Here is a 15559-nt window from a genome sequence, read left to right as displayed (position 1 = left end):
CCGCCGGTGGTCGACGCCGGTTCCGGACCGTCGTCGTCGGGCTGCTTCCGGTGGTCGCGCTGGTGGCGCTGCTCGCGATCCCGACGATCCCCGGGACCGACGTGAACCTGACCGTGCCTTTCGCGGCGGAAGGCGAGGGTCCGACCTACGACACGCTGGGCGAGGTCAACGGCACGCCCGTCGTGGACATCACCGGGACCGATGCGGAACTGGACGATGGCCTGGCGGACTCCGAGGGGCAGCTCAACATGACGACTGTCGCGGTGCGGACCAAACTCAGTCTCGCTGAGACGATGAAGCGCTGGTTGGGAAGCGATGACACCATCGTTCCCGTCGAGCAGGTCATCCCGTCTGACTCGACTCCGGAGGAGGTCGCCCGCCGGAACGCCGCCGCTTTCGCCGCATCGGAGTCCAATGCGACCGTCGCTGCGATGGGCTATCTCGACCGGCCGCTGGAAACTACCGTCTACGAGGTCGCTGACGATGCGCCGGCCGCCGGGACACTCCGTGAGAACGACGTCATCACGGCGGTGGACGGCACAGACGTGACACTTCCCGCCGAGGTCGCTGACGCCGTCGCCGAGCACTCTCCAGGCGACGACGTCGAGCTGACGGTACGGCGTGGACAGGATGAGGTCACAGAATCCGTGACCCTCGGCGAGGTGCCGGAGGAACTGCGGAGCAACTCCGCTGCGACGGCGGCTGAGGACGCCGGTGAGTCCGACAAGGCGTACCTGGGGGTCACGATGGTGGCCCAGCCGGCCGGGGACCTGAAGGTCCGCTACAACCTGAAGGACATCGGGGGACCGAGCGCCGGACTGATGTTCTCGCTCGCCGTCGTCGACAAACTCTCACCGGGTGACATCAGCGGTGGAAAGTTCGTCGCCGGGACCGGCACGATCTCTGCGGACGGGTCCGTGGGGCCGATCGGTGGGATCACCCACAAGATCGCCGCCGCCCAGCATGCCGGCGCCGAGGTCTTCCTGGTTCCGTCCGGCAACTGCAGTGAAGCGACGGGAACGTCCTACGACGGTGACATCGACCTCCTGTCGGTCGATTCCCTCGACGGTGCAGTGGACGCGATGGAGAAGTACAACAACGGTGGAGACGCGCCCACCTGCGGCTGACTCAGTCCTCGAAGGTGAAGCGCAGCATGGAGGTGACACCCGGGGCGATCTCGGCCCCGTCCAGGCCGCCGAGGAGTTCGACCTTGTCCTCGGCGAAGGGATCGGCGGCGATGTCGTCCTCGGACGGGCGCAACTGGAGCAGTGTGCGGTCGGGCCCTCCGTCGACCACTCCGGTGAAGATCCGCGCCTGACGCGGCATGGCGTCCGGATCCGCGGAATTGCGGAACATGATCTCCTGGGCGAGCACTGCCCCGACGACGACGTCGGGCCACCGCACGGTCGCGATGTATTCGCCGAGTTCGTCGGAACCGGGGCGGATATGGTCGGGGAGGTCGTCCTGGACGACGAGGGAGAGGGGGGAGTTGTCGGTGTCGTCGTCATTGTCTCCGGCGGCGATGACGTCCTGCACGAGTTCGGTCGGGACCAGTGCGAACAACGTCGCCGGGCGGTCCCATCCTTCGGCGTGCACGAAGTCGACGGCCTCACGGAGGGCGGCGTTGAGCGGACGAATGTCGCTCGTGTGGTTACTGGCGTTCATCTTGGGAGGACCTCACGGTGACGGCGGACGGGTGCGGACAGTAGTCTAGACGCAGACAGTTTTGTCGTCGGAATCCGACAGCCCGCGCATCCGGTGCCATCCCCACCGGAACCTGGAGTCGGTCCGACTCTCATGACCGACAGCAGGAGAGAACTGAACCCTTGAGCATCCCGGAGATTCCAAAACCAGGACGCAGATCCAAGATCCTCGGCACCGTCGCCGTCGTGATTGCTCTGCTCTTTTTCCTTGTCCCGGTCCTGGTCTCGAACTACACGGAACTGCAGTGGTTCCGTTCGATCGACTTCCAGGCCATATTCCTCAGCGTTCTCGTGACCCGGGTGATTTTGTTCATCGTGTTCGGGCTCGTGGCCGCTGCCATCGTCTGGGGTGCGTGTTTCGCCGCGTTCCGGGCCGCGCCGAAAGAGTCGGACTTCCCCGACGTCTCCGAGATCGGGCTCGGGGGTGACGATTCACCGTTGACCGCCAACCGCGCGGAGATCCGGAAGGCCATCCGACCGTTCCTCATCATCGTCCCGCTGATCGCAGGTGTCATCACCGGCATGATCGCCCAGGGAAACTGGCGGACGGTCCGGCTGTTCCTCTCCGGCGGTGACTTCGGCGTCAAGGATCCGCAGTTCCAGATGGACCTCGGGTTCTACGCCTTCACCCTGCCCCTGCTGACATTCGTGCTGGGTACGGTGTCTGTACTGGTCATTGTGGCGTTCCTGGTGAACCTGCTGGCCCACTACCTGCTCGGGACGATCAGCACGGGTAACCCCAGGGCCGGTGAGAAGGCCCGCATCGGTGCTCCGGCGCGTCGCCAGCTGGTGATCATCGCCGGTATCTGGATGCTGCTCAAGGCAGTCGACTACTGGTTCCAGCGTTACGCGCTGCTGAACAACCAGCACGACACCTTCACCGGTGGCTCCTACACCGACATCAACGCGATCCTGCCGGCGAAGATCCTGCTGCTGGTCGTCTCCCTGTTCGTCGCCGCCATGTTCTTCAGCTCGATCCTGCTGAAGGATCTGCGTGTCCCGGCACTCGCCGTCGGTCTGATGATCGTGGCGAACCTCGCCATCGGTGTGGGTTGGCCGGCGGTGATGGAGCAGTTCTCGGTCAACCCGAACCGCGCCGAGAAGGAGCGGGAGTACATCGCCCGCAACATCGAGTCGACCCGTCAGGCCTACGGTATCGAGACCGCGAAGGACAGTGCCCGCGAAGGCTACGAGAACCCGGACGGTCAGGTCACCTACGAGCGGAACTGGGGAGGACAGACCTCGGGTGATGCCAGTGAGCGCCGGTCCATCGCCGACGACGACGCCACGCTCTCCAATATCCGCCTCCTGGACCCGGACGTGTTGTCGCCGACGTTCACCCAGCAGCAGCAGCTGCGTAACTTCTACGGCTTCCCCGACGAACTCTCGGTGGACCGTTACGAGGTGGACGGCGACATGCGGGACTTCGTGGTCGCGGCGCGCGAGATCGACCCGAACGCACTGTCCGGCAACCAGACGGACTGGATCAACCAGCACACCGTCTACACCCACGGCAACGGCTTCATCGCCGCACCGGCGAATACCGTGGACGAGGTCGCGCAGGACGCGGCGTCCGCCCGTGGTGGCTACCCGATCTACACCGTCGCCGACCTGCAGAACATGGAGAGCGACCGGAAGACCGGGGAGCTGGACGTGGAGATGGAGCAGCCCCGCATCTACTTCGGCCCGGTCATCGCGGGTGCGGACGCTGCGAACGCCGACTACGCCATCGTGGGCGACGACGGATCCGGCACACCGCGTGAGTACGACACGGACAACTCCGAGTACACCTACACCGGTGAGGGCGGTGTGGGGGTGTCCAACATCTTCCACCGTGCGCTGTACGCCGCGAAGTTCCAGGAGATGAACATCCTCCTGTCGGACGTCATCGGCGACGACTCGAAGATCCTCTACGACCGTGACCCGCGCGAGCGTGTCCACAAGGTCGCCCCGTGGTTGACCACCGACTCGAAGACCTACCCGGTCGTCATCGACGGAAGGATCAAGTGGGTCGTGGACGGGTACACCACCCTGGAGAATCTGCCGTACTCCGCGCGTACCCAGCTCGACTCCGCCACCGAGGACGCTCTCACCGAGGACCCCGCCTCCGAGCAGCGCGCCGTCACCAACGACGTTAGCTACATCCGGAACTCCGTCAAGGCCGTCGTCGACTCCTACGACGGGACTGTCGACCTCTTCGAGTTCGACGAGGAGGACCCCGTGCTCAAGGCATGGGAGGGTGTGTTCCCGAATGTGGTGAAGCCGAAGGAGGAGATCAGCGACGAGCTGATGGAGCACCTGCGGTACCCGGAGGACCTGTTCAAGGTCCAGCGTGAACTGATCGCCAAGTACCACGTGGACGATCCGGGCACCTTCTTCACGAATGACGCGTTCTGGTCGGTCCCTGGCGACCCGACGGCGCCTGAGGGCGGCCAGGAGCTCAATCAGCCGCCGTACCACGTGGTGGCGACGGATCCGGAGACCAACCGGCCCGGCTTCCAGTTGATCACGCCGTTCGTTGGTCTGCGTCGTGAGTTCCTCGCCGCGCACATGACGGTCAGTTCTGACCCGGACAATTACGGCCGGATCTATGTCCGCCAGCTGCCGACGAACACGCAGACGCAGGGTCCGAAGCAGGCGCAGGACACCATGATGTCGTCCGACGAGATCGCGCGTGAGCGCACCCTGCTGGAGGGCACCAACACCCTGACCAACGGCAACCTGTTGACGTTGCCGGTCGGCGACGGGCAGATCCTCTACGTCGAGCCGGTGTACTCCCAGCGCGCCGACCAGGAGTCCGCGTTCCCGAAGCTGCTGCGCGTGCTGGTGAGCTACAACGGGTCAGTCGGCTACGCCCCGACGGTCAGTGAGGCGCTCGAGCAGGTCGGTATCGATCCGGACGCGGTGACCGAGATCGCCGAGTCCGGCGGTGAGGCCGCCGACGAGAACGCCGCAGCCGCCGGGGAAGACTCCGACAGTGACTCGGACTCCGGTTCCGACAGCACGTCCACCTCGACGCCGTCGTCGTCAGCGGCGGAGACCCCGGGAGGAGGTTCAGGCGGGGGTGCTGAGCCCTCGGAGGACGAACTGTCCGATATCCGTGATGCCATGGACCGGGTCAATGACGCCCGGGAGAACGGCACCTTCGAGGAGTTCGGCCGCGCCCTGGACGATCTGGACGCTGCCGTGAAGGCCGCGCAGTAGAACGTCGCCGGACAGTCCAGTGCCCCCGGGATGCGAATATCCCGGTGTACTGGGCTTTTTCCGTTCTGCGGACCGTGATTTCACATTTGTCGGAGACTGCGTTACGCTATGGGAGTCGCTGACACGGAGAGCAATGTTCTCCGGGACAGTTACCCGTCGCGGGGTGGAGCAGCTCGGTAGCTCGCTGGGCTCATAACCCAGAGGTCGTAGGTTCGAATCCTGCCCCCGCTACTAAGAAAGACCCTCTGACCAGATCGTAAAGGGCCGGTCAGAGGGTCTTTTTCGTGTAGGGATTATACGACAAAATGTGTGCTTTTTCGGGCGTGTCATCGGCCGGCCCATCCTTTCTGCACTCCCATAGAGTGTTGGTAGGTGGAGTCGATCGCGGTGTCGTAGATGGCCGGCCGACCCGTCGTCGGACGGTGACTGATCTTCGACTGCGAGCAGGTCTTGTGCTTTGGTCAGTGCAACCTGCCCCCATCTCTGGTCCCCGACGATCTTCACAGGATCGTCGGGGTGAACCGTCACGGGTATCTTGCCGCCTTCCGATGAGGAAGGATCAACCGCATGAACAAGCACTACGACCCGGAGTTCAAGGCCCGGGCCATCCGTCTGGTGCAGCAACAGCGCAGTGACTACCCGTCGATGACCGCGGTGTGCCGCGCCATCGGCGACGAGCTCGGTGTCTCGCGTGAGACTCTGCGCAACTGGGCCCGCCAGGCCGACATCGACGCCGGAGAAGCCCCCGGTGTCACTACCGGTGAGAACGAGGAGATCCGGCGCCTGCGCAGGGAGAACAAGCGGCTGCGGGAGTCCAACGAGATCCTCAAGGCAGCGACGGTTTTCTTCGCCGGGGAACTCGACCCCCGAAACCGTTGATCATCGGGTTCATCGACCACATGAGAAGCTACGGTTATGCCGTCGAGTCGATCTGCCGGGTCCTGCGGGACCAGGGTGTGCAGATCGCGGCGCGGACTTACCGTCACGCCAAGGCCACCGGCCCGTCACCCAGGAGGGTCTCCGATGCACAACTGCTGGACACCCTCCACGGGCCGAAAGGTACCCCGGAATCGTTGTACGGACGGCGGAAAGTGGTTGCCCACCTACGGCGCCTCGGCCACGAGGTGGCGCACTGCACCGTCGACCGGCTGATGGGCGTCGCGGGGATGGCAGGGGTGAGCCGGCGCAAGTCGCTGTCACGGGGCAGGAAGAGCGAGCCCGAGGACCGGGCGGGGGATCTGCTGCACCGGGACTTCACCGCAGCTGCACCGAACCTCGTGTGGGTCGCTGACTTCACCTACGTGATGACGACATCGGGCTGGGTGTACGTCGCGTTCATCGTCGACGTGTTCTCCCTGTGGGTCGTCGCCTGGCACGCGCAGACGGCCAAGGGTGTGGAACTGGTGCGGATCCCGCTGCGCCTGGCATTGTGGGAGCGTCAACGCGGGGATCATCCGGTCGACCGTGAGAGCCTGATTCACCATTCAGATGCCAGAAGCCAGTACACGGCGGTGAGGTTCACCGGTGCGCTGGCCGATGAGGGCAACAGCCCGGCGGTGGGCACTGTCGGTGATGCCCATGACAATGCGTTGATGGAGACGATCAACGGGCTGTACAAGGCCGAGTGCATCAGCAGCAGGGTCTTCAGTCCCGAGGTGCTGGACTCGTCGTGTACGTGGAGATCGCAACGTCGTCGTGGGTGTACTGGTACAAACACGTCCCGTCTTCACTCGTCGTTGGGGATGGTCCCGCCGGCGGAGTTCGAGGACAGGTTCTGGGTCGAACACGCTACACTGAGACAGGTGCCTGAGAAGGTCACTCAGCCAATCTAACGGCGGCAACAAAGCCGTGACGGTTCGTGAAGCGCTGCGCGGTCTTGTAGGAGCCGGTGTAGCCGTACTCGTCGACGAGTCGGTCGTAGATCCGGGTTCCGGTATGGCGTTGCTTACGGGGACGTCCTTTGTCGTCGTCGAGCCAGCTGGCGATGATGTCGCTCAGCCAGTCGAGTGCCTGAACTCCGGCGTTGAACTCCGTGTCCCATCGAATCGCCACTGGAATCCAGCTACTGGTTCTTGTTCGAACGCCAGCCAACGGTGTCGCACGCCCTACGTAGGATCAGGTCCAGGTGAGCGACATCTGTCCGGGAACAGGCCGTCGGAACCGCCCGATGAAAGAACCAGGTCAGAAGCGCGGTGACCTTCCGGGCCAGAGGATCATAATAACCGGACACTACGAAACGCTACTCGCCGAAATTTAAGAACCTCTTGACGATTTGAGAATGCATTGCTACCGTCGTGGCGTCGGTTAAGTTCATCAGAAAGGATTCAGTCTTGTCATTGTTCAAGAGAACGACGGTATCGTTGGGTGTCGTCGGGATGCTAATCGCAACACCGCTGGCGCACGGTGCGGAATCCCCAAATGTAGGTGCGCAGTCCGCGACCTCTAGTGTGGAGACCAAGGGATTTTGGACTACTCCGTTCCGGGGTACGACGAAGATCTATAGCACTGAGGAGGCTTGCAGGGCGGCTGGTAGTGCATTCCTGAAAACGGACAAAGCCTATGACTACGACTGTAGGGATAATGGCAATGGAGAGTACCGACTCTATAAAAAATGGTATGACCGACCTTGGGACTAAATTGAATTCAGTCGTAACTATGGATCGATCCCCCGGTTCATTCTTGATGTGAGGTATACGCAGCCTGGGAAAGCCTCAAGATCTCGTCGGAGTTGTCATAAAGGGTGTTGTGCAACTAATATTGATCTCATCGTCTACGACGACAGCTGGAACGGTCTGCCCGTCGCTGACAATCCTCTTTTCACAGGGGCCGACAAAGAAAACCATTCAAGAGACTTGATCCTACGACGAAGGCCCCTGGCCCGGTGTTCATCACCGGCCAGGGGTTTCTTGCATGTCCGGGGTTTCCCGGTCTTGTCTGTCCTTCCGGTTTGCGTTGGTTCTGCCCGGGTGAAACCAACGTAGCCGTGAAGTTTCAGATACGGTCTGTGCTCATGGACGTGCATCCACTGGTGACCATGATGATCCTCCCTGCCGACGAGTGGCGGGTCCTCGACGACCTGCAGCCGTGGCAGGGGCACGATGTCGCGGTCAGCTTCGTCGACGGGGACGAGTACAGCGACCTCTCCCTCTATGAGCAGTGGGAGCACGAGCATCCGGACATCCCGTGCGGGGAACGCCGGATTAGGACCCTCGTCGCCCGGCGCAGAGATGCCCGGTGCAGCGACGACTGGTGTCGGCGGATCGCCGTGAAGGCGGTCGACATCATCGCCCCGCACGCCAGGGCCGAGGAGTCGAGACTCCGCGACGGGCTGCCGGTGACTGCGGCTGCAGACGAGATCCCCTGGTCCGCGCACACCGAGTTGTGGAGTGAGGGGACCGGGGTGAAGGACAGTCCCGATCCGCAGGCCTTCGCATACCGGGTCGTCGCCCGCGTCCTCGACAGATGGACGGTCAGCGCGGCTGTCTACGGAATCGGTGAGCCCGTGGTGTCAGTGAACTTCGTCGGTGGCGGTGTGGTGGACTTCGTCCTCAGGTGCAACGGAAATCACGTCACGAGGACCTACGATGCTGCAGAAATGGCCGGGTACTTCTCTCTGGATACCGGCTGGTCCGCGGAGCTCATCGCAGAGGAGCTCCTGTCGAACTTCCTCTTCGAGTAGTCATCTCGCGTTCACCCTGCGTACACCCTGTACTTCTATCCTCATAGCGTTCTGCCGTAACGACGGCGACAACGTTTGATGACGCCGAGGAGAAGTACCAGACAATGCGCACGCTGCACACGCCGCACAGGTCGCACACGACGAGCAAATTCTGCCGCCCCGCCCTGGTGGCGACGCTGATTCCGGGACTGCTGACGGGTATCACCGTCGTCCCGGCACACGCCCAGCCGCAGGTCCCGGAAGCGGTGGGGGAGTACCTGCCCGCCACGCTGCCGCCCGTCCAGCACGACGGTGCTCCGGTGCCGCAGCCCTTCGGTCCGCAGGAGTACGGCTGGTACCTCTCCGACCTCAGCTCCTACGACGGGGGCATCTACTACGGCGTCGTCCGTGGTTTCGAGGACTTGCGGGCGAACCACCCCGAGGTCATGGCCGACAACCTCGACACCGTGGTCGAGGTCAACAACAACGCCGACGCAGAGACCGTCCGCCGCGCCCAGGTCGACGCCGCCGCCGACAGTGGTGACCTGCTCACCGCCCTGTCCGACGGTTTCGGTGAGACCGTCGGTGAGGCGCTGCGCACCTCTCTGGCGGAGAACCGGCTGCCGAAGACGCGTGCCCTGCTGGACTCCGGCTACCTGTCCCGGGCCGGGGGCGTCGCCAGTTCTACGCTGATCGAGAAGGAGATCTTCGGCTACGACCGTCCCTTCGAGGTCGCCCCGGAGCGCATCACGAAGCACACCCACGGCGGCAACGACGACCTGTACGAGCTCGGCGGGTCGAAGGCTTTCCCGTCGGGTCACACGAACCAGGCCAGCTGGACGACGACGCTGCTCGCGGTCCTGCTCCCGGAGCTCGCGCCGCAGCTCATCGCCCGTGGTGCCGAGGCCGGGTTCAACCGCATGGTGATGGGTGTGCACTACCCGCTGGACGTCATCGGGGGCCGCATGACCGGTCAAGCCGCCGCGGGTGACCGCTGGAACGACCCGAGGATGCGCGACGTGCTTCGCCAGGCCGGCCAGGAGCTGCGCAAGGAGCTCGAGTGGCGGACCGGTCAGGCGCTCGCCGAGGCTGTCGCCGCGGACACCCCGTACCGCTCCACACAGGACGCGGTGAGTGAGTTCACGCAGCGCATGACCCACGGACTGGACCGTGTGGGGGACCAGGACGCCCGGCTCACGGTACCGCAGGGTGCGCCGGAACTGCTGGTCAACGCCTACCCAGATCTTGACTGGGGGCAGCGGGCCCGTGTGCTGGCAGCGACCGCTCTGCCGGCCGGTTACCCCCTGGACGACCAGACGCCCGAGGGCCGCAAGGTGGGCAACTGGCAGCGGATCAACCTCGCCGCCTCCTTCGCCGCCGACGTGGTCGTCGGCGCGGACGGTGCGCTGACCGTCAACGGCACGCCCGCCTGACCAGTCCCACAGCGGGACAACAACCGCAGACACAGAGGAACCGGCCCTGCGGAGAAGATCCTCAGGGCCGGTTCCCGTCATTCAGCGTCTTGTTCGATGCCTTCGTCATCGCCGTGGCAACCCCACAGGTCGGTCAGAGCGACCTGTGAGGTTGCCACGTGACGGAGCGGCGGGGGCCAGTCAGGCAGTCAGACCGTCGCAGGCTCGGCCGCGTCGGACGTGTCGGCGTCCTCGGCCTCGCCAGGCTTCGTCTTCATCGTGACCTGCTTGACGATAATCACGGTGACGGCGGAGATGACCATGCCGACCACCACAGCGATGATGAAGCCCCACCAGTTGTCCATCAGAGGCATGACCCAGATACCACCGTGGGGTGCCCGGCTGCCGACCTCGAAGGCCATGGACAGAGCGCCGGTGACTGCGCCACCGACCATCATCGACGGGATGATGCGCAGCGGATCGGCCGCAGCGAACGGGATCGCACCTTCTGAGATGAAGGACGCGCCCAGCAGCCAGGAGGACTTGCCGTTCTCCCGCTCGTCGGTGGTCCACATCTTCGGACGGACCGTCGTGGCCAGTGCCAGGGCCAGCGGCGGCACCATGCCGGCGGCGATAACGGCGGCCATCACCTGGAATGCTGCGGTGTCGCCGGTCGACAGGCCGGCGGTGGCGAAGAGGTAGGCGGACTTGTTCACCGGGCCACCCAGGTCGAAGCACATCATGAGGCCGATGATCAGCCCGAGGATGATCGCGGAGGAGCCCGACATGTCGGCGAGCCAGTTCTGCAGGGCCTCCATCAGGGCAGCCAACGGACGTCCGAGTACCAGGAACATTGACGCGGCGGTGACGAGAGTGGCGAGGAGCGGGATGATCACGACGGGCATCATCGAGCCGAGCCAGCGGGGGACCTTCCAGGTCTGGATCCACATGGCGACCAGGCCGGCGATGACACCGGTGATCAGGCCACCGATGAATCCGGCCCCGACGAGCACGGAGATCGCGCCGCCGACGAAGCCGGGGACGATGCCGGGACGGTCGGCCAGCGCGTAGGCGGTGTAGCCCGACAGGGCGGCGACGAGGAAGCCCATGGCTGTGTCACCGCCACCGAAGAACACTGCGCCGAGGTAGAGCAGGATCCCGGAGCGGTCGGAGTAGAGGATCTCGTCGCTGCCGTCGAGGGTGTACTGCATGTTGTCCGGCAGGTTCCACAGGGAGTGGTCGATGACCACGTCCTGCCACACATTCGACACGTTGTAGCCGCCGATGAGGAACCCGAGGGCCATGAGCAGACCACCGGCTGCCACGAACGGCACCATGTAGGACACACCGGTCATGATCGACTGCTGGATCCGCCGGCCCCAGCCGAGGTTGGCGTCGTCATCGTCGTCACCACCGGCGTCCCTGCCGCTGGCGGACACGCGGGTGGGGTTCTCTGCGGACGAGGCGGCGATGGCGCGGTCGATGAGCTCGTCCGGGTCTGAGATGCCCTTCTTCACCGGGACGTCGACGACGGGCTTCCCGGCGAACCGGGCGATGTCCCGGACACCCACACCGTGGGCGAAGATGACCGCGTCAGCCTCGTCGATCTGGGCCCTGGTGAGCTTGTCGCCTCCGGAGGAGCCCTGGGTCTCGATGATGATCTCGACGTCGTCCCGCGCGTCGGCCGCCTGTGTGAGGGCGTCGGCGGCCATGTAGGTGTGGGCGATGCCGGTCGGGCATGACGTCACGCCGACGAGCTTCACCGTGCGGGACGCGGCAGGCGCCGTGGGGGCCGCCCCGGTCTGCGTCACGGCGTCAGCCGGAGTCTCCGGTGTCTCGGCGGGGGTGGTGCTCTTCTTCGCCTTCTTCTTGTTCAGGACATCGGTCACCAGGGAGACGATCTCGTCCTCCGACTGCGCCGAGCGCAGGGAGGCGACGAAGTCCTTCTTCACCAGGGCCCGGGCCAGCGTGCTCAGCACCTTCATGTGGGCACTGCCGGCGCCCTCCGGGGCGAGGATCATGAAGACCAGGTCGGTGCCCAATGGCTTGCCGTCGTCGTCGGTCTCGTCTGAACCGAAGTCCGTCGGTGTCTTCAACCTGGCGAAACCGAGGGAGGGTTCCTCGACCGCGGCGGTACGGCAGTGGGGGATGGCGATGCCGCCGGGCAGCCCGGTGGCCGCCTTCTCCTCACGGGCGTGGATGTCGGCGAGGAGTTGGGTCGTGTCGGTGGCGCGTCCGGCTTTGACCTGGAGGTCAGCCAGCTCGGTGAGAACCGCTTCCTTCTCGGCCGGGATGTCGGCGTCGAGGGAGACCAGGGCGGGGACGATGACCGGGCGGTCGTCTGAACCGCCCGACGTGGTGGGAGGTGGCGTGGTCATGGTCATACTCTCCTTGCTTCGGGGAGGGCGGTGGGAAGGTCGTCGGGTCGGGGGAGGGTGGTCCCGGGCAGGGTGACCGCAGTGGATCCGTGGGCGACGGCGAGGGCGAGCCTCTCCGGCGCGTCCTTTCCACGGACCGCCCCGATCACGTATCCGGCGAGTGTCGAGTCCCCGGCGCCGACGGTGGACACCGCGGTGACGGCGGGACTCGGACAGAACCAGGACCCGGTGGTGCCGTCCACGTCGTCGCGGGTGACGAGCAGGGCGCCGGCCGCGCCGAGTGACACGAGGGCGGCTCCGAAGCCGCGGTCGATCAGCGCCGATGCCGCCTCGACGACGGCTGAGAGGTCACCGTCGCCTGCGGCCTGCTCCATGGCGTCGCCGTCGCCACCGACGATCTGGGCCAGTTCGTGGGAGTTCGGCTTGATGAGGTCCGGTGCAGCAGCGGGATTACGGTCTGAGAGATCGACCAGGGCGGCGAGCGCGGCGTCGGAGGTGTCGACCGCGACGCGGAATCCCTGTTCGTGGGCGGTGGCGGTCATCCGTGCGTACCAGTCGTCAGGGAATCCGGGAGGGAGGGATCCGGCGAGCACCAGCCAGTGGGGGCCGGGGACCCCCTGGCCGGACACGTCGGAGAGTGTCTGGTCGACGGCCTCAGCCAGGGCCCGGCCGTCGGTGGAGGAGTCGCCGGGCGAGTTGATCTTGGTGGTCACGCCGTCGCCGTCGGTGAGGGTGAGGTTCACCCTGACACTGCTGCCTCCGACGAAACGCACCGGAATGTCCCCCGCGCGGAGCAGCTCGGCGAAGTCTCCGCCGGAGTCGGCGGGGACCACGGCGAAGACGTCGTCACCGGCGTAGTGGATCACGGTGGCGACATTGACACCTTTACCGCCGGCCTGGTCGGTACCGGCGACGACCCGGTTGACCCCACCGACGTCCAGGGGGGCGGGAAGCCGCTGGGTGCGGTCGATGCTGGGGTTGGGGGTGACGGTGATGATCACGTGTGAATCACGTCCATTCCTTCGTGTCGTAGGCCTGTGATGACGGGGTGGTCGGGTGGAGCGTCGGTGATGAGCAGGTCGATGTCAGCGGTGCCGGCGAAGGAACACAGGAGCTCTTCCCCGAGTTTCGCCTGGTCGACCAGCGCTATCCGTCTTCGGGCAGCTTCGGTCATCGCGTACTTCGTCTGGGCTTCGGCCTGGTCCGGCGTGGAGAATCCGAAGTCGGGGGTTATCCCGTTCGCCCCGAGGAAGGCCACGTCCGCGCGCAGTCCACGCAGGGCCGTGACGGCCTCGGACCCCACGATGGACTGGGTGATGCCGCGGACCCGGCCACCGACGAGGTGGAGACGGTGGGGGACGGACGCGGGGACCTCGAGTGACAGGTGGTAGGCCAGGAGCACGGAGTTGGTGACGACCGTCAGGTCGGGGCGCTCGGCCAGGTGGTGGCTGAGTACGGCCGTGGTCGTGCCCGAGTCGACGATGACGGAGCCGCCGTTCGGCGGGAAATGCCGGGCGGCGGCTGCGGCGATACGCGCCTTGGCGTCCCGTGAGGAGGAGGTCCGTGCGGCGATGGTGTTCTCGTTGCCGCTGTGGACCCGGTACGGCACCGCACCACCGTGGACGCGGGTGACCCGTTGCTGGCGTTCGAGCACGTCGAGGTCACGGCGGATGGTCTCGGCTGAGACGCTGTAGCGTTCGGCGAGTTCGGACACGGAGATGCCGCCCTGGTCCTGGATCTCCCCGGCGATCACGTCCTGCCGTTGTGGCGCGTACATGTCTCCAGTATCTGTGGGAATGTGTGGGAAGTCAACGGTTATATGGTCATGTGAATGTGGTTTTTCACGACACCGGGCACAAACAGTCATTCCGTGTGGTGTCGCACATCGCCAGACCGGGGATCGACGGGGGTGACGGTCGAACGGGGGAGGGTGTTCTGCAGGTCGATTCGTCGGCGGGGGGATAGGCTGGCGGGAGAAACTGACGTGACGTGTCCGCATCCGGGCACGGCCTCTCACAAGAGAAGATGTGGTTCAGATGCTCCTCCGGTCACTTCGCCGACTGGCCGTCGCCACTGTCGCGATCGCCGCCACGGTCCTCGCGGGGGCAACGGCCGCACCCGCAGCCAACGCACTTCCGTCCGTGGGGCAGGTGGTTGACGACGTCCTCACCGCCACCGGGGAACCGGGCCCGCACCGCATCGAGGGGCAGTACTTCAGCTCACCCGGCGTCCCCGCCGCTGCTGAGCAGGCTCGTCCGTCGGTACTGGTCGGTCCGTCGACGCCCCTGATCGTCGGGCCCTCGGTGTGCACCACGACTGCTGCAGGACACGATGCCGCAGGCAACGCAGTAGCTGTCACAGCCGGCCACTGCGGGGTCGCCGGTGACGAGGTCCGGTCCGCCGACGACCCGGAGGGCACCGTCATCGGTACGTTCCAACGTAGTGGGGCAGTGGACAACGGCATCATCCTGTTGAATGACAATGCGCAGGTCACCAACTCCTACAATGCGGCGGTCCTCAGTAGCGTGGGCGGCCCGTTGCCCGGCGAGGGCTCCCAGGTCTGTAAGACCGGCATCGCGACCGGCACGACCTGCGGACCACTCGTGCTCACCACCGATTCCGGGTTCGCGATGCACGTGTGCTCCTCACACGGGGACTCCGGAGCGCCGGTGTACGCGGGTGGCCGACTCGTCGGACTCCTCAGCGGAGGCTTCGCCGGTGTCCCGTCGTGCCGCACCCCGCTGCAGGGACCTGTGCACTCGCCGGTGATGGCGGTGACGTGGGACGCCGTGGCCGCTGAGATGGACGCCGCCGGCGGCGTCGGCGCGGGGTTCCGGATGGCCTGAGGTCAGGCTCCGAGCCGACCGCGGCCGAGCTGCAGCAGCGAGTTCGCGATGGCGATTCCGTCGGGGCCCAGTTCGTTGCGGAACTGGTTGAGGATGGCGGTCTCCCGTGAGTACACCAGTTTCGTCCCCCCGGAGGCCGTCCTGGTCCGTCCGATCAGCTTCGAGATCTCCGAACGGCGCTTGACCGCGTCGATGATCGTCCGGTCCAGCTCGTTGATCTCCTTACGGTAATCCTGGATCTGGGCGTCGGACAACGGATCATCGGTCCCGCTGGAGAACTCCATGTCGTTCGTCATGGCCATGATTCTACGTCCGTACGGGGTTGTAGGGTGAACATGACCCCTACCGACAGGAGAAC

13 protein-coding genes, 1 tRNA gene and 1 pseudogene are annotated in these 15559 nt (G+C 65.3%); 8 read left to right on the top strand and 7 right to left on the bottom strand.

Translation table 11 applies throughout. The features are described 5' to 3' along the window. Positions 1–41 precede the first annotated feature (41 nt). Entirely contained in the window at positions 42–1127 is a 1086-nt protein-coding gene (locus tag BJF89_RS03255; RefSeq protein WP_075812258.1) for a PDZ domain-containing protein, read from the top strand. Position 1128: 1 nt separating this feature from the next. On the opposite strand, the gene BJF89_RS03250 is transcribed toward BJF89_RS03255, so the two are convergent. Further along, entirely contained in the window at positions 1129–1665 is a 537-nt protein-coding gene (locus BJF89_RS03250; protein ID WP_075812194.1) for a PPA1309 family protein, read from the bottom strand. Positions 1666–1826: 161 nt separating this feature from the next. Here BJF89_RS03250 and BJF89_RS03245 point away from each other — a divergent pair, with 161 nt between their 5' ends. After that, on the top strand, positions 1827–4907 hold the full coding sequence (locus BJF89_RS03245; RefSeq protein WP_075812192.1) for a UPF0182 family protein: 3081 nt from the start codon (positions 1827–1829) through the stop codon (positions 4905–4907). A gap of 157 nt (positions 4908–5064) precedes the next feature. Beyond that, positions 5065–5138: transfer RNA gene (locus BJF89_RS03240), tRNA-Met, on the top strand. Positions 5139–5233: 95 nt separating this feature from the next. Here the strand turns inward: BJF89_RS03240 and BJF89_RS19935 are convergent. Further along, a pseudogene (locus tag BJF89_RS19935) lies at positions 5234–5423 on the bottom strand (IS256 family transposase); the annotation flags it as partial. 51 nt (positions 5424–5474) lie between these two features. Between BJF89_RS19935 and BJF89_RS19280 the strand changes: the two are divergent. After that, positions 5475–5786: a transposase gene (locus BJF89_RS19280; RefSeq protein WP_075812190.1), complete on the top strand. Its 312-nt coding sequence runs from the start codon at positions 5475–5477 to the stop codon at positions 5784–5786. Then, on the top strand, positions 5783–6739 hold the full coding sequence (locus BJF89_RS03225) for an IS3 family transposase (protein WP_255372467.1): 957 nt from the start codon (positions 5783–5785) through the stop codon (positions 6737–6739). The genes BJF89_RS19280 and BJF89_RS03225 overlap by 4 nt, the downstream gene beginning before the upstream one ends. On the opposite strand, the gene BJF89_RS03220 is transcribed toward BJF89_RS03225, so the two are convergent. Further along, the gene (locus BJF89_RS03220; protein ID WP_075812188.1) at positions 6723–6959 is read right to left on the bottom strand and encodes a hypothetical protein; all 237 of its coding nucleotides are present in this window, start codon (positions 6957–6959) and stop codon (positions 6723–6725) included. The two genes, BJF89_RS03225 and BJF89_RS03220, sit on opposite strands and share 17 nt — an antisense overlap. A 958-nt stretch (positions 6960–7917) precedes the next feature. On the opposite strand from BJF89_RS03220, the gene BJF89_RS03215 reads away from it, so the two are divergent. Continuing rightward, on the top strand, positions 7918–8586 hold the full coding sequence (locus tag BJF89_RS03215) for a hypothetical protein (protein ID WP_075812186.1): 669 nt from the start codon (positions 7918–7920) through the stop codon (positions 8584–8586). A gap of 104 nt (positions 8587–8690) precedes the next feature. Beyond that, complete coding sequence (locus BJF89_RS03210) at positions 8691–9998, top strand: phosphatase PAP2 family protein (RefSeq protein WP_075812184.1); 1308 nt, start codon at positions 8691–8693, stop codon at positions 9996–9998. A gap of 188 nt (positions 9999–10186) precedes the next feature. On the opposite strand, the gene BJF89_RS03205 is transcribed toward BJF89_RS03210, so the two are convergent. The 3 genes from BJF89_RS03205 to BJF89_RS03195 are packed head-to-tail and all read right to left on the bottom strand — an operon-like array spanning position 10187 to position 14132. Next, positions 10187–12355, bottom strand: a complete 2169-nt coding sequence (locus tag BJF89_RS03205) for a fructose-specific PTS transporter subunit EIIC (RefSeq protein ID WP_075812182.1) — start codon at positions 12353–12355, stop codon at positions 10187–10189. A 2-nt stretch (positions 12356–12357) separates the two neighbouring features. Further along, entirely contained in the window at positions 12358–13356 is a 999-nt protein-coding gene (locus BJF89_RS03200; protein ID WP_075812180.1) for a 1-phosphofructokinase family hexose kinase, read from the bottom strand. Continuing rightward, entirely contained in the window at positions 13353–14132 is a 780-nt protein-coding gene (locus tag BJF89_RS03195) for a DeoR/GlpR family DNA-binding transcription regulator (protein ID WP_075812178.1), read from the bottom strand. The genes BJF89_RS03200 and BJF89_RS03195 overlap by 4 nt, the downstream gene beginning before the upstream one ends. A gap of 259 nt (positions 14133–14391) precedes the next feature. Here BJF89_RS03195 and BJF89_RS03190 point away from each other — a divergent pair, with 259 nt between their 5' ends. After that, the gene (locus BJF89_RS03190) at positions 14392–15201 is read left to right on the top strand and encodes a S1 family peptidase (RefSeq protein ID WP_075812176.1); all 810 of its coding nucleotides are present in this window, start codon (positions 14392–14394) and stop codon (positions 15199–15201) included. A gap of 2 nt (positions 15202–15203) precedes the next feature. Here BJF89_RS03190 and BJF89_RS03185 read toward each other — a convergent pair whose 3' ends face one another. Beyond that, positions 15204–15497, bottom strand: coding sequence for a chorismate mutase (locus tag BJF89_RS03185; protein WP_075812256.1), 294 nt, complete (start codon positions 15495–15497; stop codon positions 15204–15206). Positions 15498–15559: the final 62 nt, after the last annotated feature.

The organism is Corynebacterium sp. CNJ-954 (assembly GCF_001942345.1).
In the GTDB taxonomy this organism is placed as follows: domain Bacteria; phylum Actinomycetota; class Actinomycetes; order Mycobacteriales; family Mycobacteriaceae; genus Corynebacterium.
This window is presented reverse-complemented; position numbering and strand designations above follow the sequence as displayed.